The 24394-nt window shown below is 65.2% G+C and carries 23 protein-coding genes; 10 read left to right on the top strand and 13 right to left on the bottom strand.

Features of this window, described 5'->3' with window-relative positions:
• Positions 1-439: 439 nt before the first annotated feature.
• From MJ606_RS11240 to grxD, 5 genes are all read right to left on the bottom strand, one after another.
• The gene (locus MJ606_RS11240; protein ID WP_243049615.1) at positions 440-2866 is read right to left on the bottom strand and encodes a TonB-dependent receptor; all 2427 of its coding nucleotides are present in this window, start codon (positions 2864-2866) and stop codon (positions 440-442) included.
• Between the two features lie 505 nt (positions 2867-3371).
• A complete protein-coding gene (locus MJ606_RS11235) occupies positions 3372-5081 on the bottom strand; it encodes a lysophospholipid acyltransferase family protein (protein ID WP_243049614.1) in 1710 nt (569 codons plus the stop codon).
• A gap of 101 nt (positions 5082-5182) precedes the next feature.
• Positions 5183-5782 carry a YhgN family NAAT transporter gene (locus tag MJ606_RS11230; protein ID WP_243049855.1) on the bottom strand — a complete coding sequence of 200 codons (600 nt, stop codon included), beginning with the start codon at positions 5780-5782 and terminating at the stop codon, positions 5183-5185.
• A 36-nt stretch (positions 5783-5818) separates the two neighbouring features.
• Positions 5819-6589 (bottom strand): SDR family NAD(P)-dependent oxidoreductase, encoded by a 771-nt coding sequence (locus MJ606_RS11225; protein ID WP_243049613.1) that lies wholly within the window; start codon positions 6587-6589, stop codon positions 5819-5821.
• Positions 6589-6912 (bottom strand): Grx4 family monothiol glutaredoxin, encoded by a 324-nt coding sequence (gene grxD, locus MJ606_RS11220; protein ID WP_243049612.1) that lies wholly within the window; start codon positions 6910-6912, stop codon positions 6589-6591. The genes MJ606_RS11225 and grxD overlap by 1 nt, the downstream gene beginning before the upstream one ends.
• A gap of 115 nt (positions 6913-7027) precedes the next feature.
• Here grxD and sodB point away from each other — a divergent pair, with 115 nt between their 5' ends.
• Positions 7028-7606: a superoxide dismutase [Fe] gene (gene sodB, locus MJ606_RS11215; RefSeq protein ID WP_243049611.1), complete on the top strand. Its 579-nt coding sequence runs from the start codon at positions 7028-7030 to the stop codon at positions 7604-7606.
• Between the two features lie 108 nt (positions 7607-7714).
• Here the strand turns inward: sodB and MJ606_RS11210 are convergent, their stop codons facing one another.
• Both MJ606_RS11210 and purE read right to left on the bottom strand, forming a co-directional pair.
• Positions 7715-8875 (bottom strand): 5-(carboxyamino)imidazole ribonucleotide synthase, encoded by a 1161-nt coding sequence (locus tag MJ606_RS11210; RefSeq protein WP_243049610.1) that lies wholly within the window; start codon positions 8873-8875, stop codon positions 7715-7717.
• On the bottom strand, positions 8872-9375 hold the full coding sequence (purE, locus tag MJ606_RS11205) for a 5-(carboxyamino)imidazole ribonucleotide mutase (protein WP_243049609.1): 504 nt from the start codon (positions 9373-9375) through the stop codon (positions 8872-8874). Before purE ends, MJ606_RS11210 begins: the two co-directional genes overlap by 4 nt.
• Positions 9376-9440: 65 nt before the next feature.
• Here purE and MJ606_RS11200 point away from each other — a divergent pair, with 65 nt between their 5' ends.
• The 4 genes from MJ606_RS11200 to MJ606_RS11185 all read left to right on the top strand — a co-directional run bounded on the left by MJ606_RS11200 (position 9441) and on the right by MJ606_RS11185 (position 13497).
• Complete coding sequence (locus MJ606_RS11200; protein WP_243049608.1) at positions 9441-9713, top strand: Trm112 family protein; 273 nt, start codon at positions 9441-9443, stop codon at positions 9711-9713.
• 148 nt (positions 9714-9861) lie between these two features.
• Positions 9862-12159 carry a DUF1631 domain-containing protein gene (locus MJ606_RS11195; RefSeq protein WP_243049607.1) on the top strand — a complete coding sequence of 766 codons (2298 nt, stop codon included), beginning with the start codon at positions 9862-9864 and terminating at the stop codon, positions 12157-12159.
• Positions 12156-13010 carry a carboxylating nicotinate-nucleotide diphosphorylase gene (gene nadC / locus MJ606_RS11190; RefSeq protein ID WP_243049606.1) on the top strand — a complete coding sequence of 285 codons (855 nt, stop codon included), beginning with the start codon at positions 12156-12158 and terminating at the stop codon, positions 13008-13010. The genes MJ606_RS11195 and nadC overlap by 4 nt, the downstream gene beginning before the upstream one ends.
• A gap of 79 nt (positions 13011-13089) precedes the next feature.
• Positions 13090-13497, top strand: coding sequence for a DUF3301 domain-containing protein (locus MJ606_RS11185; RefSeq protein WP_243049605.1), 408 nt, complete (start codon positions 13090-13092; stop codon positions 13495-13497).
• A 6-nt stretch (positions 13498-13503) separates the two neighbouring features.
• Here MJ606_RS11185 and MJ606_RS11180 read toward each other — a convergent pair whose 3' ends face one another.
• The 5 genes from MJ606_RS11180 to petA all read right to left on the bottom strand — a co-directional run bounded on the left by MJ606_RS11180 (position 13504) and on the right by petA (position 17480).
• Positions 13504-13956 carry a ClpXP protease specificity-enhancing factor gene (locus tag MJ606_RS11180; protein WP_243049604.1) on the bottom strand — a complete coding sequence of 151 codons (453 nt, stop codon included), beginning with the start codon at positions 13954-13956 and terminating at the stop codon, positions 13504-13506.
• A 173-nt stretch (positions 13957-14129) separates the two neighbouring features.
• Positions 14130-14753, bottom strand: a complete 624-nt coding sequence (locus MJ606_RS11175) for a glutathione S-transferase N-terminal domain-containing protein (protein ID WP_243049603.1) — start codon at positions 14751-14753, stop codon at positions 14130-14132.
• Between the two features lie 78 nt (positions 14754-14831).
• Positions 14832-15560 carry a cytochrome c1 gene (locus MJ606_RS11170; RefSeq protein WP_243049854.1) on the bottom strand — a complete coding sequence of 243 codons (729 nt, stop codon included), beginning with the start codon at positions 15558-15560 and terminating at the stop codon, positions 14832-14834.
• 13 nt (positions 15561-15573) lie between these two features.
• Entirely contained in the window at positions 15574-16875 is a 1302-nt protein-coding gene (locus MJ606_RS11165) for a cytochrome bc complex cytochrome b subunit (RefSeq protein WP_243049602.1), read from the bottom strand.
• On the bottom strand, positions 16875-17480 hold the full coding sequence (petA, locus tag MJ606_RS11160; RefSeq protein WP_243049601.1) for a ubiquinol-cytochrome c reductase iron-sulfur subunit: 606 nt from the start codon (positions 17478-17480) through the stop codon (positions 16875-16877). The genes MJ606_RS11165 and petA overlap by 1 nt, the downstream gene beginning before the upstream one ends.
• Positions 17481-17858: 378 nt before the next feature.
• On the opposite strand from petA, the gene MJ606_RS11155 reads away from it, so the two are divergent.
• Positions 17859-19046, top strand: coding sequence for a trypsin-like peptidase domain-containing protein (locus MJ606_RS11155; RefSeq protein ID WP_243049600.1), 1188 nt, complete (start codon positions 17859-17861; stop codon positions 19044-19046).
• On the opposite strand, the gene MJ606_RS11150 is transcribed toward MJ606_RS11155, so the two are convergent.
• The gene (locus MJ606_RS11150) at positions 19032-20144 is read right to left on the bottom strand and encodes a lytic transglycosylase domain-containing protein (protein ID WP_243049599.1); all 1113 of its coding nucleotides are present in this window, start codon (positions 20142-20144) and stop codon (positions 19032-19034) included. The two genes, MJ606_RS11155 and MJ606_RS11150, sit on opposite strands and share 15 nt — an antisense overlap.
• Before the next feature lie 333 nt (positions 20145-20477).
• On the opposite strand from MJ606_RS11150, the gene miaB reads away from it, so the two are divergent.
• The 4 genes from miaB (at position 20478) to MJ606_RS11130 (ending at position 24375) form a co-directional block, all read left to right on the top strand.
• Complete coding sequence (gene miaB, locus MJ606_RS11145; protein ID WP_243049598.1) at positions 20478-21821, top strand: tRNA (N6-isopentenyl adenosine(37)-C2)-methylthiotransferase MiaB; 1344 nt, start codon at positions 20478-20480, stop codon at positions 21819-21821.
• Positions 21822-21954: 133 nt separating this feature from the next.
• The gene (locus MJ606_RS11140; protein WP_243049597.1) at positions 21955-22941 is read left to right on the top strand and encodes a PhoH family protein; all 987 of its coding nucleotides are present in this window, start codon (positions 21955-21957) and stop codon (positions 22939-22941) included.
• The gene (ybeY, locus tag MJ606_RS11135; RefSeq protein ID WP_243049596.1) at positions 22938-23405 is read left to right on the top strand and encodes an rRNA maturation RNase YbeY; all 468 of its coding nucleotides are present in this window, start codon (positions 22938-22940) and stop codon (positions 23403-23405) included. Before MJ606_RS11140 ends, ybeY begins: the two co-directional genes overlap by 4 nt.
• Positions 23406-23526: 121 nt before the next feature.
• A complete protein-coding gene (locus MJ606_RS11130; RefSeq protein WP_243049595.1) occupies positions 23527-24375 on the top strand; it encodes a transporter associated domain-containing protein in 849 nt (282 codons plus the stop codon).
• Positions 24376-24394: the final 19 nt, after the last annotated feature.

The raw sequence follows: 24394 nt of genomic DNA, 5'->3' as shown, positions 1-24394 counted from the left end.
GATTCGACCCCTAAGAGATTCGCAAAAAAACACGGGATCAGCACAGAGGAGTCCCATGCCCCTCCGCCACCGCCTTAAGTGACTGATACCCTGAGATTATTTGATTAGTCCGGGGTGCTCGGAGGTAGCCACCGGCCTGAACTCATCACGGCGAATGTAAGCGCATAATATTACAAATTCGTAACTTATTGACGTATTCCTCACAAAACTTGCGCCTCATGCGGGCTGTCCGCGCATGAACTTGCCGCTGGCGAGTGGCTGTCGCAGGGGCGAAAGTGGGGCCTCACGGCGTTGCTGCAGTACCGGGACCGACGGATGACAGGCGGCTCCTGCCTGGCAGCCAAATCCCGCTCAGACGTGAAAACCACTTTTTCGTGGGGCAAAAAAAAGCCGGCCCCCGAAGGGGCCGGCCTGGATCGGACATGTGGTCCGTTGTTGCTTAGAAGAACGAAACGCCGAAGGTGACCATGTAGGTGCGGTCTTCCAGCAGCGAGTAGTACGGCGTCGAGGTGTACAGCGCCTTGCCGGTCGTCGGGTCCTTGTACTCATTACCCGGGTTGCTGGCCAGGAACGCGCCAATGTTGTTGGCGTTGGTCAGCGCACGCCTGTTGGCCAGGTTGAACACGTTCAACTTGATGTACGGGTGACGCAGCCAATCGGCGAAATCCGGCAGGTTCACGCCAGCGTTGAAGTTGAACACGGTGTAGCCACCGACCTTCTCGGTGTTCATCCAGTCGCCGTAGATCGAGCCGCGGTACTTGGCGTCCAGGCTTGCCCAGAACGGACCGTGGTCGTAGCCGACACGCACGAAGCCGGAGTTCTTCGGCGTGTTGAGGAACGTCTTGCCTTCGGTCGTATACACGCCGTCGCCGAACGTGTTCACGTTGCCGTCGAGGATGGCCTTCTGGTACGAGTAGTTGCCGTACAGCGTCCAGTCCTGAGCAAACTTGTAGCTGCCCTCGGCGGTCACGCCGCGCATGTGCATCTTGGGCAAGTTCAGGTAGACGGTCTGCCCGGTGGTGTTGTCGTAGCCCGAGATCTGCTTGTTGTTCAGATGCGATTCGTAGGCATCGACGTTGGCCGAGACCTGATCCGCGTAGAAGCGCCAACCCAGATCCACCGTGGTGGCCGTCTCAGGCTTGTTGCCGTACTTGCCGGCGGCGGCATTGGCGGCGTTGGACGGGAACTCCTCAACGGCAACGTTCTGCAGCAGTGCGCCGTTGATCGGTGCGCGGAAGGTACGACCCGCGCCGAGATACAGCTGGTTCTCTTCGTTGATCTGGTACTTCACGCCAGCCGTCGGGCTGACCTTGTGGTACGTGGCACTGCCCTCGCCACCGAACTGGTTGTACTTGGCATAGGAGCCGGTGTTGCCGCTGCTGCCCCAGTTCTCGTAGTCGTAACCGCTACGCTGTTCCCACAGGTACGCGGCACCGGCGGTAATGGTCCACTTGTCGTCCGGCGTCCAGGTGTTGGTGGCAAACACCTTGCGGGTATCGGAAGCGGTGTACTCGCGATACAGACGCTGGATCACGCCGTTGGAATAGCGGATGAGATCCGTGGTGGCCCAGAAATCGGTCGGCACGCCATTGGCCGTCGGGGTGAACACTTCCTGCTGCTGCTGGCGGGGACGCTCGTACCAGAAACCGTATTCCAGGCTGTCGTTCTCGCCGAAGTCCTGGTTCAGCTTGGCGATGATGCCGGGACGGTAGGTGAAGGTCTGGGAGTCGTCGTAGGCCACGGCCGTGCCGCCGATCTTGCCGTCGTTGTTCACGTCAAGGTTGGCGTAGCCGATGTTGTTCTGGGTCTTGGTCGACTCGGTGAACGAGTAGCCGCCACCGCCGCCGCCGTTGCCGTACCAGAAGTAAGGCACCACCGACAGGCGCAGGCTGTCACTGAGCTTGAACTCGCCGTCCGCGCTGGCCAGCCAGCTGGTGAACGGATTGGTGTGAAGCTGCCAATAGTTCTTGGCATCGGTGATGTTGTTCGGGTTGTAGGTTGCTTCGTAGCTCTGGAAGTAACCGCCCTGAGCGACCTGGGCCTTGGTCAGGCTGTCGTAGCTGTAGTTACGCTCGCGGTTGTACTGGAACGAGGCGGAGACGTAGTTGTTGTCGTCGATCGTCCACAGCGCCTTGCCGTCGACCTTGGTCACGTTCAGGTCGCCCGGGCCGCGCCAGAAGTCGGAGGTGTTGTTCGAGTACGACAGCCAGGCGCGCACCGGGCCGATGTCACCCGTGTTGAAGCGCAGGAAGGTACGGCGATAGTCGTGGTTGCCCAGGCTCTGGGCGAAATCCACGCCGGCGGTATGCGAGGGGTCGATGGTCACCCAGGAGATGGCGCCACCGGCGGCACCCGAGACCGGGGTGTCGACGTCCGGGTAGCCCTGCAGCACGGTGATGTCACCCATGTTCTCGGTGTCGCCGTACTCGGTCGAATAGACCTTGTAGTTGCCGCTGTCATTGATCGGCGCGCCGTTCACGGTCGTACCGATTTCGTCGCTGGTGAAGCCACGGATCTGGTAGTTGCCGTTGGCCAGGCCGCTCACGTCGTCGGTCGAGGCATTCACGCCGGGAATGCTGTCGATCATCTGCACGAAGGTGCCGCCCGGCGCAGCCTTGACGATGGCGTCGCGGGTAATGGTCGAAACCGCCTTGGGCGCCGTCTGCACCGACATCAGGCCGCCACCCAGCGACAGGCTCTGCGCCTGCACCGTCACCGTGTTCAGCTGCTGCACGCGCTTGGTGTCGTTGGAGGTGGTGGTGTTGGAGGTGCTGGATGCGCCGCGCAGAACGGTCGCTTCCTTGTTGACGGTGGTCTGATCGGCCTGGCCGGCGGCGTCCTGCGCGAACGCAGAACCCGCTGCCATACAAAACACGACAGCAATCGCCATAGAAAGGTGGTTTCGTTTCATCATCGTCGATTCCAGAGGTAACAAAAATTATGTGTGCCGCCCGCCCGGAGGCGGCCAGCAATCGGTTGTGGGATGGAGGAGCGGCAACTAATAAGCAACTTCTTTCGAACCACGAAATATATTTCGTAACTCCTTGCTCAAAATCGCAATTTCATGCCACTTAACGTAATTTTAAACGTTTCCCCCGGGCGTAAAAAAGCCCGATCGGGTGAGATCAGGCGGAGACAGCTAAATCCAGTGATGCATTATCGATCGATGCCGCGAAATAACCTTCGGCGCACCCAATCAATACCCTAAGGGTTACATAAGTATTTTACAGTAAATTTACCAAGTGATCACGGTTGCCCGGCCAATGCCGGTCATGGCGAAATAATCCGCCTCTTTCAAGGATCATCTTTCGCCCCTGACTGGCGCATCCTTGCGCCTTGCACGCAAGGATGCGCATAGGGCGCGGCGGCCCTTATTTGCCCAGGTAGCGGGCTCGCTTGGCCGGCTTGAGCGTCGCCAGGTCGAGCATCACCAGCCCATCGACGCAGCCTGAAAAACCCGGGTCCTCGCCAAAGGCGAGGAACTGCACGCCCTCGGGCTCCACCAGATCAACATACTGGCGATACAGCACCGGCAGGCTCACGCCCAGGGCATCGAGATGATGCTTGAGCTTGCCCAGGCCGGCAGCAGGATCAAGACCCGCCAGGGCGCCGCGTACCAGATCGATCACCCCGGGCGACACTACGAACGGCTGCCGCGCCGAGGCCAGGCCAGGCGCGCCGAAGTAATGCTGGTGAGCGGCCGCGATCCACTCGCGCGCCTCACGCGGCAAGCTGACCGACATACTGACGGGGCCGAACAGGTAACGCAGCTCCGGATGTCGCTGCAGGTAGAGGCCGATGCCCTGCCACAGCTGGTCCAGTGCCCGTGAGCGCCAATAGGCCGGCGCGATGAAACTGCGCCCCAGCTCCAACCCCTGCGCCAGCCGCGACTCCAGCGCCGGCGAATAGCTGAACAGGCTGGAGGTATACAAGCCAGCCATGCCCCGCTCCTGGATCAAACGCCCGCCATGTCCCAAGCGGTAGGAGCCCACGATACGCAGCGCCTTCGGGTCCCACAGCACCAGGTGCTCGTAGTGCGGGTCGTAGACATCCAAATCGCGACGGGTGCCGGTGCCCTCGCCCACCTTGCGGAACGTCAGCTCGCGCAGGCGACCAATTTCGCGCAACACCACGCTGTCGGATGCGCCCTTGAACAGCAGCACCTGCTTGCCGTCATTGAGATCGGCCAGCTTCTCGGCCTGCGCCTGCAATTCGGCAGCGACGCGCTCGGTGGGCTCGGGATGCGCCAGTGGCGCCTGGCCACCGAAGATCAATCCGCGATGGCGCCCCACCCGATACACATGACGGCGCATGAGCTTGGCGGCACGCTTGGCGGAGCCGCCGCTGTGCTGCTCCAGTTCATCCGCCGAAACCAGCGCGCCCACGCTGAAACCGATACGTCGACTCACCGGCGAAATCGCCTCGCGCGGCAACATGGCCGTGCTTAGCGGCTTGGCCAGCATCGACAAGCCATAGAACATGGCCGAGTTGCGGGCCGCCACGTGGATGGGCAACACCGGCACGCGGCTATGCAACGCCAGCCGGGCGAATCCATCGGCCCAGCGACCGTCGCTGACGCCGGAGGGCCGGACGCGTGACACCTCGCCGGCCGGGAACACGATCAACGCTTCGCCATGCTCCAGCGCGCGATAGATCGCACGCATGCGCGAGGCCGCACCCTTGCCGAACACGTCGACCGGCAACAGCAGCTTGTGCAGTTGGGGGATCGACATCAGCCAGTCGTTCGCGAGGATGCGCACATCGCTGCGTACCGAACCCACCAGTTGCAGCAGGGTCAGCGCGTCCATCATGCCCAGCGGATGGTTGGCGACGATCAACACCCCGCCTTCGACGGGAATGTTCTCGCGTTCACGCGGGTTGACGAAGTAGCTGACGCCGAGCAGCTCGAGCGCACGCTCGACACAATCAAAACCTTCAGCCTCGCCGATCGCGTCGAGCGTACGGTTGAAGCCATCCTCATCGGCCAGACGGCCCAGCATGCCGGCGACCGGCCGACGGATCAGGGGATGTTGCGCCAACCATGGCAGACGTTCGGTGAGGGTCTGTTCAACACTGAGCATGACCGCCTCCTGGGATTTATCCCGAATGCTGGTAGCGGATTATGACAGCAAGGTTATGCGGAGAGGACCGAAAGATCACGCCATCGTCTTCGGCCTACGTTTCAAACGGCCAGATGCAGGTACGCCGCCACGCCGCCGAGGAACATCTGCACCGACAGCGCGATCAGCAGCATGCCCATCACCCGCTCCAGCGCGGTCAGCACGCTCTCGCCCAGCCAGCGGAACAGATAGGTGGAAAACAGCAGGATCACCGCCGTGGCCAGCCAGGCGCCCAGCAGGGCGATGGCCCAATCCGCGGTGCGCCCCGGCTGGGTATTGGTGAGCAGCAGCAAGGCCGCCATCGCCGAGGGGCCGGCCACGCCAGGAATCGCCATGGGCACGATGAATGGCTCGCCCTCGCCGGGCTTGCCGAAAATGCCGCCGCCGTCGGCCGGCGGAAACACCATGCGGATACCGATAAGGAACAGCACGATGCCGCCAGCGATGCTGATCGACTCCTGCTTGAGCTGCAGCACCTTGAGGATGTGCTGGCCGCCGATGAGAAAGCCGAGCAGCACGCCCAGCGCAATCAGCAACTCGCGCACCATCACCCGGCGGCGGCGCTTGGGCGCCACATCCTTGAGCAGGCTGAGGAAGATCGGGATGTTGCCCAGCGGGTCCATGATCAGGAACAACAGGATCGCCGCCGACAGCGTGGTCATCTGCGCTTCCATCTCAATGCCTCCCCTTACGCGCGATCATGCTGGCGCCCGCAAGTCGAGCACCGCGCCACGCGCGGTCTGCCCCTGCGCGCCCAGCAGATAGATCGCCGCTTCAGCCGTGGCGTCCGGCAGCGGATGGATGGTGGTGTCCTCGCCAAAATAGGCCGCGCGCCGCAGCGTGGTGCGCATCGGCGCCGGCAGCAAGGCATGCGCGCGCAACGATGTCTTCTCGGTCTCCTGGTGCAATATCTCGACCAGGCGCTCCAGCGCGGCCTTCGACACGCCGTAGCCACCCCAATGCGCGCGCTGCATCAGTGCGGGATCATCCAGCACGAACACGGCGGCACTGTCTTGCGCCTGGGTCAGCAGCGGCATGCACGCCTGGGTGAGCGCGAACGGCGCGGATACATTGATGTGCAACGCCCGCAGCCAGTCGTCCGGCTTGTGCACGGACAGCGGCGTGAGCCCATTGAAGCTGGCCGCCGCATGGACGATGCCGTCGAGTCGCCCGAAGTCGCGCTCCAGCCCCTCGGCCAACGCCTCGTAGTCACGCGGGGTGGCCACTTCCATGTCGAGCGGGTGAATGATCGGCTCGGGCAGGCCTTCGCCGATCATCGCGTCGTACAGTTGTTCGAGCTGGCGCTTGCGCCGACCGGTGATGACCACCGTGGCGCCCGCGCGCGAGGCGGCGCGGGCCACGGCGGCGCCCAGGCCACCATAGGCGCCGGTCACCAGCACCACGCGACCGGCCAGCGAGTCCGCCGTGGGCACCCAACCCTGCGGCAAGCGTGCAGAAGGCAACGACATCAGGAGCTTGCCCCCGCCACGTCCGCCGCCATGCGCGCCAGTTCACCGGAGGCCTTAAGGTCCTCGATGATGTCGCAGCCACCGATCAGCTCGCCTTGAATGAACAACTGCGGGAAGGTCGGCCAGTTGGCGTAATGCGGCAGCGCAGCGCGCACTTCCGGATCGGCCAGCACGTTGACGGCGTGGAAATCCGCGCCCGCATCCTTCAGCGCCTGCACGGCGCGGCTGGAAAACCCGCACATGGGGAACTGCGGCGTGCCCTTCATGAAGAGCACGATGGCGTGATCGGCCAATACGGCCTTGATTCGCTCGTTAACGTCCATAGTCTGTAGTTCATCATTACAATGCATGTAGACCGGTAGTGTATCAGTCGTGCATCGGCCGCCACCGGCCGCGTCGATCCGACCCCCATCCTCAGCCAACGCCCAGGAGCCCATCATGGCGATCGAACTCCCCGCCCTGCCCTACGAGAAGAACGCGCTCGAGCCCCATATCTCCACCGAGACGCTGGAGTATCACTACGGCAAGCATCACCAGGCCTATGTGACCAACCTCAACAACCTGATCAAGGGCACCGAGTTCGAGAATGCCGCGCTGGAGGACATCATCAAGAAGTCGTCCGGTGGCGTGTTCAACAATGCCGCCCAGGTCTGGAACCATACCTTCTACTGGCACTCGCTGAGCCCGACCGGCGGCAAGGAGCCGACCGGCAAGCTGGCCGACGCCCTCACCAAGGCCTTCGGTTCGGTGGAGAAGTTCAAGGAAGAGTTCACCAAGTCGGCCGTGGGCAACTTCGGTTCGGGCTGGACCTGGCTGGTGCAGCGCGCCGACGGCTCGCTGGGCATCGTCAACACCTCCAACGCCGCCACGCCGATCACCGGCAGCGACAAGCCGCTGCTGACCTGCGACGTGTGGGAACACGCCTATTACATCGACTACCGCAACGCCCGTCCGAAGTACATCGAGGCGTTCTGGAACCTGGTCAACTGGGACTTCGCGGCCAAGAACCTGGCCTAAGGCCTGGTAGCGATTCCAAAAGAAACGGGGCCTTTATGGCCCCGTTTTTCTTTCTGCGGTCGCGCACAAGGTGCGCTCCTATATATAGATATAGGTCATCGACAGGTCTTACTTGTCCGACAGCTGGCCCACGGCAGGCTCGGCCTGTTGGTCACGTCCCAGCGCATGTGCAATGCCAGCCAGCCGTTCGACCAGTTGGTCCGCGTTGGCCGCGCATACCGTGGCATGGCCCACCTTGCGACCCGTGCGCGGCTGCTTGCCGTAGTCGTGCCAATGCGCATCCACCGCTTCGAGCACCGGCGCCGCATCGGGCAGTTCGCCGATCCAGTTGAACATGGCCGACAGGCCACGCGCCGAAGTGTCGCCCAGCGGCAGCCCGAGCACGGCGCGCACGTGGTTCTCGAACTGACTGGTAAGCGCACCCTCGATGGTCCAGTGACCGGAGTTGTGCACCCGCGGCGCCATCTCGTTGCCGAGCAGCTCGCCGTCCTTCACGAACAGCTCCAGCGCGAACACGCCCACGTAGTCCAGCGCATCGGCCAGCGTGCGGGCCAGGCCGGTGGCGCGGGCCTGCAGCGCGGCAATATCGGGTGCCGGTGCCAGGCTCAGCGAGAGCACGCCATCGGTATGCCAGTTCTGGGTGAGCGGCCAGGTGCGGAAATCGCCATCGCGTCCACGCACGGCAATCACCGAAAGCTCGCGATCGAACGGCACGAAGGCTTCCAGGATCAATCCATGCGCGGAAGCCTGTCCACCCAGCGCCGCCCAGGCGGCGTCGGCATCGGCCAGGGTCTTGATGCGGAACTGGCCCTTGCCGTCATAACCCAGGCGCCGGGTCTTGAGGATGGCCGGGGCACCGATGAGCGACAACGCGTGATCGAGGTCGGCGCGGGTATCGATGGCCTTGAACTCGGGCGTCTTGAGGCCGCACTCGCGGAACAGGGTCTTCTCGGCCAGGCGGTCCTGCGCCACGGCCAGCGCACGCGGGGCCGGGAACACCGACACCTTGCGGGCCAGCCAGTGCGCCGTATCGGCCGGCACGTTCTCGAAATCGAAGGTGACCACGTCGGCCTGGGCGGCAAAACGCTCCAGCGCCTCGTAATCGCCCCAGTCGGCCACCACCAGCGGCGCCACCTGACCGGCGCAAGCGTCGGCGGCGCTGTCCACCACCAGGCTCTTCACACCCAGCGGCGCGGCCGCCAGTGCCAGCATGCGGGCCAGCTGGCCGCCACCGAGGATGCCCAATACGGGTTGACGGCGAATGGTCACGAGCGCGGATCCGGATGATCGAGCACGCTCTGCGTCTGGCGGGCGCGATAAGCGTCCAGCGCCTTGGCCAGCGAGGGATCATGCAAGGCCAGCACCGAGGCCGCCAGCAACCCCGCGTTCACCGCGCCAGCGCGGCCAATGGCCAGTGTGCCGACCGGAATACCCGCCGGCATCTGCGCGATCGACAGCAGCGAATCCATGCCGTTGAGCGCCTTGGACTGCACCGGCACGCCGAACACCGGCAGCCGCGTCTTGGCCGCCAGCATGCCCGGCAGGTGAGCCGCGCCACCGGCACCGGCGATGATCACCTGGATGCCACGCCCCACCGCCTCCTCGGCGTACTGGAAAAGCAGGTCCGGCGTGCGATGCGCCGATACCACCCGCACCTCATGGGCCACGCCCAGCTCTGCCAGCACGTTGGCGGCGTGCTCCATGGTTTCCCAGTCCGAACGGGAGCCCATCACCACACCAATGCGCAGCGGGAGGGAAGTCGAAGTCATGACCCAAGCCATCCAAAAGGGGTTATTGTACGGACTTTCCGCGTTTCGGCACGATCCCGCTCCCCATGGATAAACGCCTGCTCGACATCCTGTGCTGCCCCGTCAGCAAGGTCCCGGTCCGCCCCCTCACCCGCAACGAACTGGAAGCCCTGAACAGCGCCATCGGCGCCGGTCAGGTCCAGACCGTGGCCGGCGTCGCCATCGGCGAGGCGCTGGCCGAAGGGTTGATCACCACCGATCGCAAGGTGATCTACCGGGTCGAGGACGGCATCCCGGTAATGCTGCCCGAGGAAGGCATCGGCACCCTCCAGCTGCGGGACTTCCCGGCGGCCGCCTAGGCGCCCCCGCGCAGAACCCTGCCTACCGGAACGCATCGCACAGAACGCGATGCGGCGCATGACAGCGTGCCGGGATTTGGCTTATTGTAGGCTGGCGTATTCTCGTAGCGGGCTGATCGCACGTCGGCATCACTTCAGGGGTGGGGCGATGAAAGACGCCAGTGAACCTTCCAACATCGTCAGCCTGAGCCAGCGCCTGGACCCTTCCAGCGAGCGCGGAGGCGCCCTCTTGAACACCGTCCGGGACATCGCGGGCCGCCGCCTGCAGACCTTGATCAACGGCATGTTCGAGCATGTCGACGACGCCCTGTTCGACCTGGCCGAAAAGGCCGAGAACAACGCGGCGCAGATGCATTACTTCGACGGCATGCGCGAGGTGCGCAAGCGCCGCCCGATGGTGGAGCGCAGCTTCCTGGCCCAGGTGACGCGCGAGCTCGGCGACTTCGCCGCCAACTTCCGCAACGCATCCAGCACCCCCAGCGCGCCCACCCTGCCGATCGGCTCGGTGGAGCTGTCGCTGGTGGCCGACAACGAGCTGGAAGAATCGCTGGCCATCACCAGCATGATCGGCAAGAACGAAACGCGCCTGACGCGCGAACTGTTCGCCGTGAACCAGCGCCTGTCGGTGATCTACGGCGGCATCAAGATCGACGACGGCAGCAACCCGGTGGGGCCATCCGCCTTGTCCCAGGCGTTCCGCCAGGCCATGCGCGAGCTCAATGCCGAGATGCGCGTCAAGCTCATCATCTACAAGCTGTTCGACCGCTACGTGCTGGCCTTGCTGGACGAGCTTTACCAGGAGATCAACGCCGAACTGGTCCGCGCCGGCGTGTTGCCGCAGCTGCGCCACGAAGTGGCACGCGCAGGCAACGCGGGGCGGACCGCCAGTGGCTCGACGGCGGGTGGCACGGTCGCCGCTGGCGCGGAAGGCGCCGAAGGCGGTGCGTTCCTCGCCGAAGATGAAAGCGCCGCTTCCAACGAATTGCTGCAGACCCTGCGCACGCTGTTCAGCGCTCGCCGCGCCGCGCCGGAAACGGCCATGCGCGTGCCCGCCGGGGCGATCCAGATGCCCAGCGCGAACGAGTTGATCGGCGCGCTGAGCGTGCTGCAAAGCCAGGCCGCCATCAGCCAGCCCTTGCCATCGCACGCAGGCAATGCCCTGGAACTGGCCGGTGAGGTGCAGCAGCTCAAGGAGCACCTGTTGGCGCAGATCGGCTCGCTGCGCGGCGAACGGCCCAGCCAGGTGTCGACCATCGACGAGGACACCATCGACCTCGTCGGCATGTTGTTCGAGTTCATCCTCGAAGACCGCAACCTGCCCACCGACATGCAGGTACTGCTGGCGCGCCTGCAGATTCCGTATCTCAAGGCCGCCATTCTCGACCGCAAGCTGTTCGCGCATCGCCAGCATCCGGCGCGCCGCCTGCTGGACAACCTGGCCGACGCGGCCAAGGGCTGGTCGGCGGAGTCCGATCGCGACCATCGCCTGCACGACAAGATCAAATCCATCGTCGATCGCCTGCTGCAGGACTTCGACGACGACCTGACCATCTTCGAGCGCCTGTGCGTCGAACTGCAGGAATTCCAGGACATCAGCCGCCGTCGTGCCGAACTGGCCGAGCAGCGCGTGGCCGAATCCACCCGCGGTCGCGAGAAGCTGGAACAGGCGCGTCGCCGCGCCGCCCGCGAAATCCTCAGCCGTATAGACGGCCGTACCCTGCCGCCGCTGGTCCACGGCATTCTTTCGCGCGCATGGGCCAACTACCTGGTGCTCACCATCCTGCGCCAGGGCGAGGACTCCCCGGAGTTCCGCGATGCGCTGCGCTTCGCCAGCGATTTCATCGACAGCACCAAGCCGGCCCGCACGCTCGACGAGCGGCGCGCGCTGCGCCAGATGCTGCCCGGCATCGAGCGCGCCTTGCGCCGCGGCCTGGCCAATGTCGCCTTCCAGGAAAGCGACATCGACCGCCTGCTGGCCCAGTTGCACACCTACTATCGCCACCAGCTCGGCGAATCCGTACCCGAGGCCGAAGTACAAGCGGCGGAGGAATCCGTCTCGCTGCCGATCCCCGAGAGCATCCAGCCGATCGTCGAAAGCGAGGCGGAGCTGGCCAGGTCGGAACCCGAACCCGAACCGCCGATCGACACGCCGGAGATGCAGCTGGTCGCCGAACTCAAGCCCGGCACCTGGCTGGAATTCATGTCCGGCCCCGAGACGATCGAGCGCGCCAAGCTGTCGTGGATCAGCCCCATGAGCGGCCGCTACCTGTTCGTGAATCGCCGCGGCCTGAAGGTGGCGGATTACGCCCCGCACGAATTGGCCAACGCACTCGCCAGCGGCACGGCGCGCGTGCTCGAATCCACCGCCCTTTTCGACCGTGCGCTGGACGCCATCGTCGGTCGTCTCAGCCAACCCGCCCCGGCCAACAGCCCCGCGAACGAATGACCTCACATCCTCTTGCCCCGCCCTCGTCCGACCTCATCCGGGCGGACGTCGAGCGCACGTTTGCCGAAGATATCGGCAGCGGTGACGCCACCGCCGACCTGCTTCCCGCCGATGCCCGCGCCACCGCCACGCTGACCTGCCGCGAAGACGCGGTGATGGCCGGCATCGACTGGTTCAACGCCTGCTTCCGCCAGCTCGACCCCGACGTGCGGATCGAGTGGACCTTGCATGACGGCGAGCGGGCGCGCGCCGGCAGCGTGATCTGCCGTATCCAGGGCAATGCGCGGGCGATGGTGAGTGCCGAACGTTCCGCGCTCAACTTCCTGCAACTGCTGTCGGGCACCGCCACCGCCACCGCGGCTTATGTAGCGGCCGTCGCCGGCACCGGCGTGCGCGTGCTCGATACGCGCAAGACCGTACCCGGCCTGCGACTGGCCCAGAAGTACGCCGTGCGATGCGGCGGTGGCCACAATCACCGGGTCGGCCTGTACGACGCCATCCTGGTGAAGGAAAACCACATCATCGCCGCTGGCGGCATCGGCCCTGCGGCCGAGGCGGCACGTCGCCTGCATCCGTCGCTGCTGCTGGAGATCGAGGTGGAGAACCTCGACGAACTGCAGCAGGCATTGGCCGCCGGCGCCGACCGCATCATGCTGGACAACTTCACCCTGCCGCTGATCCGCGAAGCCGTCGCCATCGCCAAGGGCCGTGCCGAGCTGGAGATTTCCGGCAACGTGGACCTGTCGACCATCGGCGACTACGCCCGCACCGGCGTGGATTTCATCTCGGTGGGTGCACTGACCAAGCACGTCCGGGCAGTGGACCTTTCCCTGCGCCTGCAGCTCGATTAGCGGCGGTGGCGCACAGGATGCGCCCCCCCCTTCCAGCCCAAGCCTTGCAACCTGTCGGCCACGCCTACACTCTGGCGCCATGAGCGAACTCTCGGACCTGATCCTGCTGTTGGCGCTGCTGTCCGTCGTGGGACTCTGGCTGAAGCTCAGCCGCGCCCGCGAGCAGGCGACCCACGAGGCGCGCCTGCAATGCAAGCAACACGGGCTGCAACTGCTCGATGAGAGCGTGGGACTGCGTGGCGTGCGGTTGCATCGCGCCCGTAGCGGCCTGCTGCTTGAGCGCTGCTATACGTTCGAAGTGAGCATCGACGGCGACGACCGCGAGCCGGGCCGGCTATGGATGGTTGGGCGCACCATGACCGGGCTCAGTCTCCCTACCATCCAGAGTCACCTGCCCGGCATGTTGGCCGACCACACCCCGCCCACCGGCGGGGATAACGTCGTACCGTTGCGGCCCCGGCTTCCCCGGGACAGCCGCCTTCACTGAAGCGGGTTACTTGACCACCCGCAGGAACGGCGCGCTGCGCTTGGGCTTCTCGCCTGCGTCGTCGCCCGGAGGAGCCGGCGGCGTATCGTCGGGATCGGGCGAGGACGGCGGCGGCGCATCGCCCCCTTCCTCGGCGGGGAACATCATGCCCTGCCCGTTTTCCTGCGCGTAGAGCGCCAGCACGGCCTGGATCGGTATATGGATGCTGTGGCTGACACCCGAGAAACGCGCCTGGAAGCTGATCCAGTCATTGCCCAGGTCCAGGTTGGCCACCGCACGCATGGCCAGATTGAGCACCACCTGTCCGTTCTTCACGACCTGGGGAGGCACCCGCACGCCCTCGCGCCCCGCGTCCACCAGCACGTAGGGGGTGAGATTGTTGTCAGTGATCCAGTCATAGATCGCCCGCAGCAGATAGGGGCGATTGGAGGACATCGGCGGGAGCTTGTCGTCGGTCATTCAGAAGCCTGTCGGAGGCCAGTCCACGGAGTTACCCGCAGCCAGGCCAGGAAGATCGAAAGAGTGTAATGCGAGCTGAGGCAAGATGCCGCAGGGCTGTAGGATTATGCATGGGCGGGCGGCCCCCTGCAGGGACAGCCGCCCCAAGCAGAACGCTTGCCTGGAGGCGTCCTTTACGGGCGCATCGCCTTTTCCTCGGCGGTCATGCTGCGCGCATAGCCCTGGCTGGCAAACAGCCGCTCGCCGTAGTCGAGGATCGGCTTGCCTTCGCGCCCCAGGTCCACGCCCAGCCAGGGCAGGCGCCAGACCACCGGGGCCACCAGGCAATCCGTCAGGCTCATTTCGGGGTTCAGGAAGAACCGCGATGCCTTGAACAACGGCAGCGACGCCAGCAGATGCCCGCGCAGGCGCTTGCGGGCGGCGTCCGCCGGGCGGCCGCCCTCGCGAATGGTGTCCACTTCGGGCAGCCAATCCAGTTCGATCCGCACGGTGGCCAGGCGCAGGCGCGCCCGCGACAGCGGATCGATGGGCATCAACGGGGGGTGCGGGTAGCGTTCGTCCAGGTACTCGCAGACGACGGCGGTGTTGTAGAGGGTCAGGTCACGGTCGACCAGGGTTGGCGTAGTGCCGTAGGGGTTCAGGTCGAGCAGGTCTTCCGGGGGCTTGGCCGGATCCACCAGCACCCGCTCGTAGCTGACGCCCTTGGCGGCAAGCACCAGCCGGGTGCGGTGGCATTGGATGCCATCAGCGGTGGTGTACAGGGTGAGTGCGGTACGCGAACGAGCGCTTTGGACCATGCGCGATCTCCCCATCGACTTTGAGCAAGTACGGCGGCACCAGGCCGCCGTACCTCAGGCTATGGCGCGGCGTCCGCCTTAGTGGACGTCCTTCCAGTATTCCTTCTTTAGCAGATATGCCAGGAAAGTGAAGCCCGCCAGGAAAAGCAGTACCCAGATGCCGTAGCGCTGGCGCTGCAGCGCGGCCGGTTCGGAGGCGTATTCCAGGAAGTTGGTCAGGTCACGGGTGGCCTGCTGGTACTGGGCCGGCGTGAGCTTGCCCGGCTGGGACAGCTCAAGCTTTTCCACCTCGTCGCTGCCTTCCTTTTTCACCGCCGTCTGCACACCCTGCAGCTCCCACAGCGGGAACGGCATGGAGGCGTTCGGGAACACGGTGTTGTTCCAACCCACCGGACGGGTCGGGTCCACGTAGAAGGAGTTCAGGTAGCCATAGACCCAGTCGGCGGTCTTGGCGCGCACTTCCAGCGAGAGGTCCGGCGGCGCCTTGCCGAAGAACTGCTGGGCCGAATCTTCCGGCATGTGCGAGATCACCACGTCACCGAACTTGGCCCCGGTGAAGTTGAGGTTATTCATCACCTCGTCTTCGGAAAGCCCCAGATCTTCGGCCATGCGCGAGTAGCGCACGTACTTCAGCGAGTGGCAGCCCACGCAGTAGTTGAAGAACAGCTTGGCGCCGCGCTGCAGCGAAGCCTGGTCGCGGATATTGGTGCCGGCCGAGGGCAGGTTGCCCTCTTCCTGCGCCATGACCGAGGTGCTGCCAGCCAGCAGGCCGAACGCAAGCGCGAGCGAGGAAATGGTTTTCTTCATCAGGGACGGTCGCTTAGTCATGGTCGAACACCACCCGCTCCGGCACCGGCTTGGTCTTTTCCCAGCCGAGGTGCGTGTAGCACCACAGGAACACGAAGAACCCGAAGTAGATGAAGGTCATCACGCGGCCGAACGTGTTCTCCCAGAACGTCGCGTCCGACGGGACCCACTCGACGAGCTTCTCGCCGACCACGCCCGCGCCCACCAGGGCCAGCCCGATGAAGGAGCCCGCGAAGGCCATCAGCGCCACCTTGAAGCCGGTGCCGCGATAGCGGATGGAGCGCACCTTGCCGGCATCGATCCACGGCAGCAGGAACAGCAGCGCGATGGCGCCGAACATGCCCAGCACGCCCCAGAACGCCGTGCCGAAGAACGACGGGATCATGCGCAGGATCGCGTAGAACGGGGTGAAGTACCACGACGGCTTGATGTGCGTCGGGGTGACCAGGTTGTTGGCCGGGATGAAGTTGTCGTGCTCCAGGAACCAGCCCCCGAAGGTCGGCGCGAAGAAGATGATGAACGCCGCGATGACCAGGAAGAAGCCGACGCCGAACAGGTCCTTCACCGTGTAGTACGGGTGGAACGGAATGCCGTCGGCCGGCTTGTTCGGATCCCAGCGGTTGCCCTTGGGACCATGCTTGATGTCGACGCCGTCCGGGTTGTTCGAACCCACTTCGTGCAGCGCCGCCAGGTGCAGCACCACCAGTAGCAACAGCACCAGCGGCAGCGCGATGACGTGCAGCGCGAAGAAGCGGTTGAGCGTGGCGTCCGCGGGCAGGTAATCGCCCATGATCCATTCGACCAGGGTGCCACCGATGACCGGCACCGTGCCGAACAGCGAGATGATCACCTTGGCGCCCCAGAACGACATGTTGCCCCACGGCAGCACGTAGCCCATGAAGGCTTCGGCCATCAGCACCAGGAAGATCAGCATGCCCAGCAGCCACACCAGCTCGCGCGGCTTCTGGTACGAGCCGTACATCAGGCCGCGGAACATGTGCATGAACACGACCACGAAGAACAGCGAGGCGCCGGTGGAGTGCATGTAGCGGATCAGCCAGCCCCACTCCACGTCACGCATGATGTACTCGACCGAGTTGAAGGCTTCCGCCGCACTCGTCTTGTAGTTCATGGTGAGGAAGATGCCGGTGACGATCTGGTTGACCAGCACCACGATGGCAAGCGAACCGAAGTAGTACCAAAGATTGAAGTTCTTCGGCGCGTAGTACTCGGTCATGTGCTTGCGGTACATGGGCATCAGGCCCGGTGCCCGCTCATTGACCCAATCGCCGATACGCGTGAATACGTTGGCCATCAGCCGGCCTCCTTCGGATCCACACCAATCTGGATGTGCGTGTCGTCCACGAAGTTATACGGCGGCACCAGCAGGTTCTTCGGTGCCGGAACACCCTGGTAGACGCGGCCGGACATGTCGTAGCGCGACTTGTGGCAGGGGCAGTAGAAGCCGCCCTTCCACTCCGGATCGAACGGCTCGGGCTTCATCACCGGGACAAAGTCGGGCACGCAGCCGAGGTGGGTGCACAGGCCGACCAGCACCAGCCATTCCGGCTTGATGGAGCGGTTTTCGTTCTGCGCGTACTTGGGCTGCTGTTCGGCCGAACCGGCGTCGGATTTGGCGTCGACCAGGCGGGCGTCCTGGCTGGGCAGCGCATCAAGCTGTTCCTTGGTGCGGTTGACCACGAAGACCGGAAGACCTCGCCACGGATAAGTGACCTTCTGGCCCGACTCGATCTTGCTGATGTCGACCGTGACGGGTGCGCCTGCGGACTTGGCCCGTGCACTGGGCTCCCACGACTTGATGAAGGGCACGACTGCCGCGACGACTCCCACTCCACCAACCACTGCCGTGGTCGCTGTGAGGAAGCGGCGGCGGCCGTGATCGACGACTTCGTTCGCCATCAGGCTCTCCGGTACTTAATGCCATTGAGACTAGGAACTTAATGAGTTCCACAGGTGTTTGCCAAGCACGTCGACACATTCCGCAGCACAGAAAGCCTGCCGCGGATGCTGGAAAACCCTGTGACTCCCCCATAACAGCAGGCACGCGCGGTGCCAGCACGCGAAGCTACGTAGCGAGAGCTACGGGACTTCCGTTTCCGGGCACCCTGCGCACCGGGAAGCTCCCGGGACGACCCGCTTCGCAAGCGCCAGCAGAAACCGGCTCCCACAAAATCGCGTTAGTGTAGCGTCAGGGCATGACTCGTACAATAAAAGCGCCGCGCCTGTCTCACTCACGCACTATCCGTCCTAACGCCTTGCCACGAAACGCATAACGACATGAAACATGCCGCAGGCACGCTCGCCTTCATCGCCCGCTTCGTGGTCATCGGGCTCGCGGCTGCCTTCGTGATCAGCCTCGCCTGGCCCGGCGTAGGCAATCACCTGCGGCAACGTGTCGGCCTGGGCCAGGCGCGCGTGGCGACGCCTGCCGAATCCACAACACCCGCACGCAGCGGCGCGCCGCAGTCCTATGCCGACGCGGTAAGTCGCGCGGCGCCATCGGTGGTGAACATCTACGCCAACAAGATGGTCACCGAGCAAGCAGTGCAGATGTATACCGACCCGGTGCTGCAACGGCTGTTCGGTGGCCGCCCCGCCGGCCCCGCCTACAAGCGGCGCGAGCAAAGCCTGGGCTCCGGCGTGATCGTCAGCAGCCAAGGCTACGTGCTCACCAACAATCACGTGATCGCCAACGCCGACGACATCCAGGTGCTGCTCTACGACGGGCGGGTGGCCAAGGCGAAGGTGGTGGGCGCGGACGTCGAGACCGATCTGGCCGTGCTGAAGATCGACGCCGGCAACCTGCCGGTCATCCATATCGCCGACCGCTTCCCGGTGCGCACGGGCGATGTGGTGCTGGCGATCGGCAACCCGCTGGGACTCAACCAGACGGTGACCATGGGCATCGTCAGCGCCATCGGGCGACAGCTGAGCAGCGCCAGCCCCGAGGACTTCATCCAGACCGACGCGGCCATCAACCTGGGCAACTCCGGCGGCGCCCTGGTCAACTCCGAGGGCGAGCTGGTCGGCATCAATACCTTGCTGATCGGCAAGGCCGCCAATGCCGAGGGCATCAGTTTCGCCATTCCGGTGAGCACCGCCAAGAAGGTGCTGGACCAGATCATCGACACCGGCCATGTCGTACGCGGATGGCTGGGGGCGGATTACACGTTTGTCCCGGTGGCCGCCGATAGCGGCCTGCCTGCCGCCGCACGCGGCGCCCAGGTGACCGACATCTATCCAGGCGGCCCGGCGGCCCAGGCCGGCATCCAGCCGCACGACATCCTGCTGCGCATCGGCGCCGACGATATCGTCGACCCGGCCGACCTGCGCCGGCATGAGGCGGCGCTCAAGCCGGGCAGCAAGGTGGAAGTCTCCGGCCTGCGCAATGGCGCCCCCTTCCATACCGAAGTGATCCTGGCCCAACGCCCGCCGCTGACGCCTACCGCCTCACTGGATGGCTGATACGCCAGCCACCACCGGCGCCCGGCCGCCCGTCGCCGCCGGCCGGATGGCCTGGCCGTAGCGCTTGCGCAACGTGCCGACGCGCTCCACGTAGACCTGCGTTTCGGCATAGGGCGGCACGCCGTTGTAGCGCTGCACGGCCGCCGGGCCGGCGTTGTAAGCCGCAGCCGCCAGCCGCTCGTCGCCGTTGAAGGTGCGCAGCAGCAGGCCGAGGTAGCGCGCACCGCCGCGAATGTTCTGGGCCGTGTCGAAGGCATCGCGCACGCCCATGTCCAGCGCGGTGCCTGGCATCAGCTGCATCAGGCCCTGGGCGCCCTTGATCGACATCGCACGCGGGTTGAAGGCGCTTTCCGCATGGATGATGGCGCGCAGGAAGGCCTCGTCCACGCCGGACTCCCGGCTGGCCAGCTGGATCACGTCGGCATAGTCGATGAGGTCGAGCGCCACCGAATCCCAGTGGATGTTCGAGTGCAGGTTGCAGGCCACGCAGGTGGCGATATAGCTGAACAGCATGGTCACGGCATGACCCGGCTGTCCGGCGGGTCGCAGGTTGGTGTACTCCACGCTGCCGTCGTGATGGACCACCCGATAGACCGCGCCACGCAGCACCCTGTCGCCGGTAGCGGACACATCGGCCACCGGCTTGTCAGGCACGGAACCGCTGCGGGCCGGCGTGGCTTCGTTATAGCTCCACTGCCCCGGCTTACCGCCGGGCGCGGCCGCCACGGCGACCGGCGGGACGATGCGGGCGCTGGTTTCGACTGAGTCCGCCACCCAGGCCAGCGAGGCCGGCCTGGGCGGCGAGACAGCCCGGGCGGTCGACTCCACCGAATCCCGCACGCCCACCAGGGACGGAGCCAGCGCCTTGGGCGGCGCCTTGCGACGAACCGGATCGGGTGCCCCTGCCAGGCGACTGCATCCCTGGTAGCCCGCGGTAGTGCTGCTGAATACGATCTCGCCGGCGCTGCCGGTACAGCGATAGAGCGCACCGGCATGACCACGGACAGGCAGCACCAGCAGGCCGGCCGCCAGCAGGCAGCCGGCCACCGCCCGCCACAGCGCGGGGCGACGCGCTCGCCAAGGGAGCCGGTTGCTCACGACCGCCCCGATGACCGCCGCGCTACCGCGACGGCCGCTACCCGCTCAACCACCGACATGCATCCCCCTTCCGTACTCCCCTGTGCGCGAACCCGCCGGGCGCCAGGCTTGGCGGCAGTGTGCCCCTTGCCGGCAGCGGAGCCAAGCAGGACGCGGCCATTTCGTGCGGCAGGACAAACTTGCCCGGCCAGCGCGCCCTCGCCCGCGTCCGACCGGCCTCGCAAGTGCTTGATCCGCCTCATGCGTTGAACTGGCGGCCCCGCCCCCGGGCGCGTAAACTGCGCGGTTCGGCGGCCATCCCGCCGTCCATTCGAACCACGGTACCCAAAGCCCATGACCGGCAAGCTTTTCATCAAGACCCACGGCTGCCAGATGAACGAGTACGACTCGGCCAAGATGGCCGATGTGCTCAAGGCGTCGCACGGCCTGGAATTGACCCAGGATGAGTCCGAGGCGGACGTCATCCTGATCAATACCTGCTCGATCCGCGAGAAGGCCCAGGAAAAGGTGTTCAGCCAGCTCGGTCGCTGGAAGGAGCACAAGCAGGGCGGCAAGCCCGTGCTGATCGGCGTGGGCGGCTGCGTGGCGTCGCAGGAAGGCCAGGACATCATCAAGCGCGCGCCCTATGTCGACCTGGTGTTCGGCCCGCAGACCCTGCACCGCCTGCCCGAACTGATCGAGGCGCAGCGCGCCAGCGGCAAGCCGCAGGTGGACATCAGCTTCCCCGAGATCGAGAAGTTCGACCGCCTGCCCGAGCCGCGCGCCGAAGGCCCCACCGCCTTCGTCTCGATCATGGAAGGCTGCTCCAAGTACTGCTCCTACTGCGTGGTGCCCTACACCCGCGGCGAGGAGATCAGCCGTCCGTTCGACGACGTGCTGGTGGAAGTGGCGCAGCTGGCCGAGCAGGGCGTGCGCGAGGTGAACCTGCTGGGCCAGAACGTCAACGCCTATCGCGGCCCCACCCACGATGGCGGCATCGCCGACCTTGCCGTGCTGATCCACGCCATCGCGCAGATCGAGGGCATCGGCCGCATCCGCTTCACCACCTCGCATCCGCTGGAGTTCTCCGACTCGCTGATCGAGGCCTACGCCAACGTGCCGCAGCTGGCCAACTTCCTGCATCTGCCGGTGCAGGCCGGCTCGGACCGCATCCTCGCGGCGATGAAGCGCGGCTACACGGCGCTGGAATTCAAGCAGAAGATCCGCAAGCTGCGCGCGGTGCGCCCGGACATCTGTATTTCCTCGGATTTCATCGTCGGCTTCCCCGGCGAGACGGACGAGGATTTCGAGAAGACCATGAAGCTGATCGGCGACATCGGCTTCGACCAGAGCTTCTCCTTCATCTTCTCCTCGCGCCCCGGCACGCCGGCGGCCAACCTCGCGGACGACACCTCGCAGGAGGTGAAGCACGCCCGCCTCGCGCGCCTGCAGGCCACCATCAATGAGAACGCGCGCAAGATCAACGCGGCCATGGTGGGCACCGTGCAGCGCGTGCTGGTGGAAAAGCCCAGCCGCAAGAACCCCAACGAATTCACCGGCCGCTCCGAGAACATGCGCTACGTGAACTTCCCCGGCAACGCACGCATGATCGGCCAGTTCATCGACGTGGTGATCACCGAGGCGATGAGCAACTCGCTGCGTGGTCGGGTGCATCTGGCAGACGGCGTCGCCGCCTGACCTCACTACTCCCTCCCCTGCGTGCAGGGGAGAATTGGGGAGGGGTAAGGACGTTCCAAGCGCCAGAACATGCCCCTCCCAGCCTCCCTCTGCAAACATGGGGAGGAGCCAAAGAAAAACCTACCGAGACCCCATGACCAACGGCCTCAACCAACGCGACTTCTCCCTCGACCCGGAAGACAACGCCCGGCTGTCCAACCTGTGCGGTCCGTTCGATGAGCATCTGCGCCAGATCGAGCTGCGCCTGGGCGTGGAGATCAATCATCGCGGCAGCCTGTTCCAGGTGATCGGCGAGGACGGCGCCGCCCGCGCCGCCGAGAAGGTGGTGCGCGCGCTCTACGCTGTCACCGAGAACGAGTCGCTCAACGGCGCCAAGATCAATCTCCACCTGGCCGAGTCGGGTATCGACGCCATCGTCAGCGACGCCGCCGAAAGCGCCCAGGACGTGGCCATCAAGGTGAAGCGCGGCGTCATCAAGGGCCGCGGCCCCAACCAGGCGCGCTACCTGCACGCCATCACCACGCATGACATCAGCTTCGGCGTGGGTCCGGCCGGCACGGGCAAGACCTATCTGGCCGTGGCCAGCGCCGTCGAGGCGCTGGAAGCCAACCGCGTGCAGCGCCTGCTGCTGGTGCGCCCCGCGGTGGAAGCAGGCGAGAAGCTGGGCTTCCTGCCGGGCGACCTGAGCCAGAAGGTCGATCCGTACCTGCGCCCGCTGTATGACGCGCTGTACGAAATGCTCGGCTTCGAAAAGGTGGCCAAGCTGATCGAGCGCAACGTGATCGAGATCGCGCCGCTGGCCTATATGCGCGGCCGCACGCTCAACGACTCCTACGTGATTCTCGACGAGGCGCAGAACACCACCGTCGAGCAGATGAAGATGTTCCTCACGCGCATCGGCTTCGGCTCGGTGGCGGTTATCACCGGTGACGTGAGCCAGATCGACCTGCCGCGCAACGTGCGCTCGGGCCTGCGCCACGCCATCGAGGTACTGCGTGGCGTGGAGGGCATCAGCTTCACCTTCTTCACCTCGCGCGACGTGGTGCGCCATCCGTTGGTGGCCAAGATCGTGCGTGCCTACGAGGCCTTCGAACAGGCTTCCGAGGAGCCGCCGCGATGAGTTCGTCGCCCCTGGCGCTTTCCGTCGGTTATGGCGCTTCCCGCAAGGGCGTGCCCGCCCCCGCCAGTTTCCGGCTTTGGGCGGAGGCCGCCCTGCGCGGCGCCAGGCGCCGCAAGGCCACCGAGCTGGCCATCCGCATTGTCGACGCCGAAGAAGGCCGTGCGCTCAACCGCGAATACCGCAGCAAGGACTACGCGACCAACGTGCTGTCGTTCCCGGTCGAGCTGCCCCCCGGCGTGACGCTGCCACTGATCGGCGACCTGGCCATCTGCGCCCCGGTGGTGGCCCGCGAGGCGGCCGAGCAGGGCAAGCCGGCGCGCGACCACTGGGCGCACATGACCGTGCACGGCGTGCTGCACCTGCTGGGCTATGACCATATGGAGGATGCCGAAGCCGAGGCGATGGAGGCGTTGGAGACACGCATCCTGGCCGGGCTGGGCATTGCCGATCCCTACAATAGGTGAGCTTTAGCCCCCACTCCCCAAAGGGGGAGGGAAATGCCATTGCGGCCTTGTTCCTGAATCGTCACGGATTTTCCGCTAGACTGACTCTTCCGCCCGTCCACGGGCAGCATCCGCACGAGTAATGAACGAGGACCCTGGCAGTACCAGCGGCCCGGCTCACCGTAAGTGGTGGGATCGACTGGGCCACCTGTTTTCCGGCGAGCCGCGCAACCGCAAGGAGCTCATCGATGAGCTGCGCACCGCCCAGGCCAACGGCCTGATGTCCAACGACACCTTGACCATGGTCGAGGGTGCCATCAAGGTCACCGAGCTGAGCGTGGACGACGTCATGATCCCGCGCTCGCAGATCGTGATGGTATCGGCCGAAGCGCCACTGCCCGACATCCTCGCCACCGTGGTCGAATCGGGCCACTCCCGCTTTCCCGTGCACGGCGAAGACAAGGACGAGATCCTCGGCATCTTGCTGGCCAAGGATCTGCTGAAGTTCGTCGGCGACGGCAATCACTTCGATATCGGCACCGTGCTGCGCCCGGCCGTGCTGATTCCCGAATCGATGCGCCTCAACGTGCTGCTGGCGGAGTTCCGCCACACGCGCAACCACATGGCGCTGGTGGTGGACGAGTACGGCGGCGTGGCCGGCCTGATCACCATCGAGGACGTGCTCGAGCAGATCGTCGGCGAGATCGACGACGAACACGACGACGAGGACGAGCCCACGCTCATGCACGAGCAATCGGGCGGTGGCTGGATCGTCAGTGCACTCACCCCGATCGCCGACTTCAACGAGCAGACCGGCGCCAACTTCTCCGACGAGGAGTTCGACACCGTGGGTGGCATGTGCACCTCCGAGTTCGGCCATCTGCCGGAAGTCGGCGAAGAGATCGCCATCGGCGACTACCTGTTCCATGTCACCGAAGCGGATGACCGGCGCGTGCAGGCCTTCCGCGTCACCCCGCGCCGGGAAGGCTGATCGTGCCGCAACCGGGCAG

The sequence above is a fragment of the Dyella sp. RRB7 genome (assembly GCF_022761115.1).
Lineage (GTDB): Bacteria > Pseudomonadota > Gammaproteobacteria > Xanthomonadales > Rhodanobacteraceae > Dyella.
This window is presented reverse-complemented; position numbering and strand designations above follow the sequence as displayed.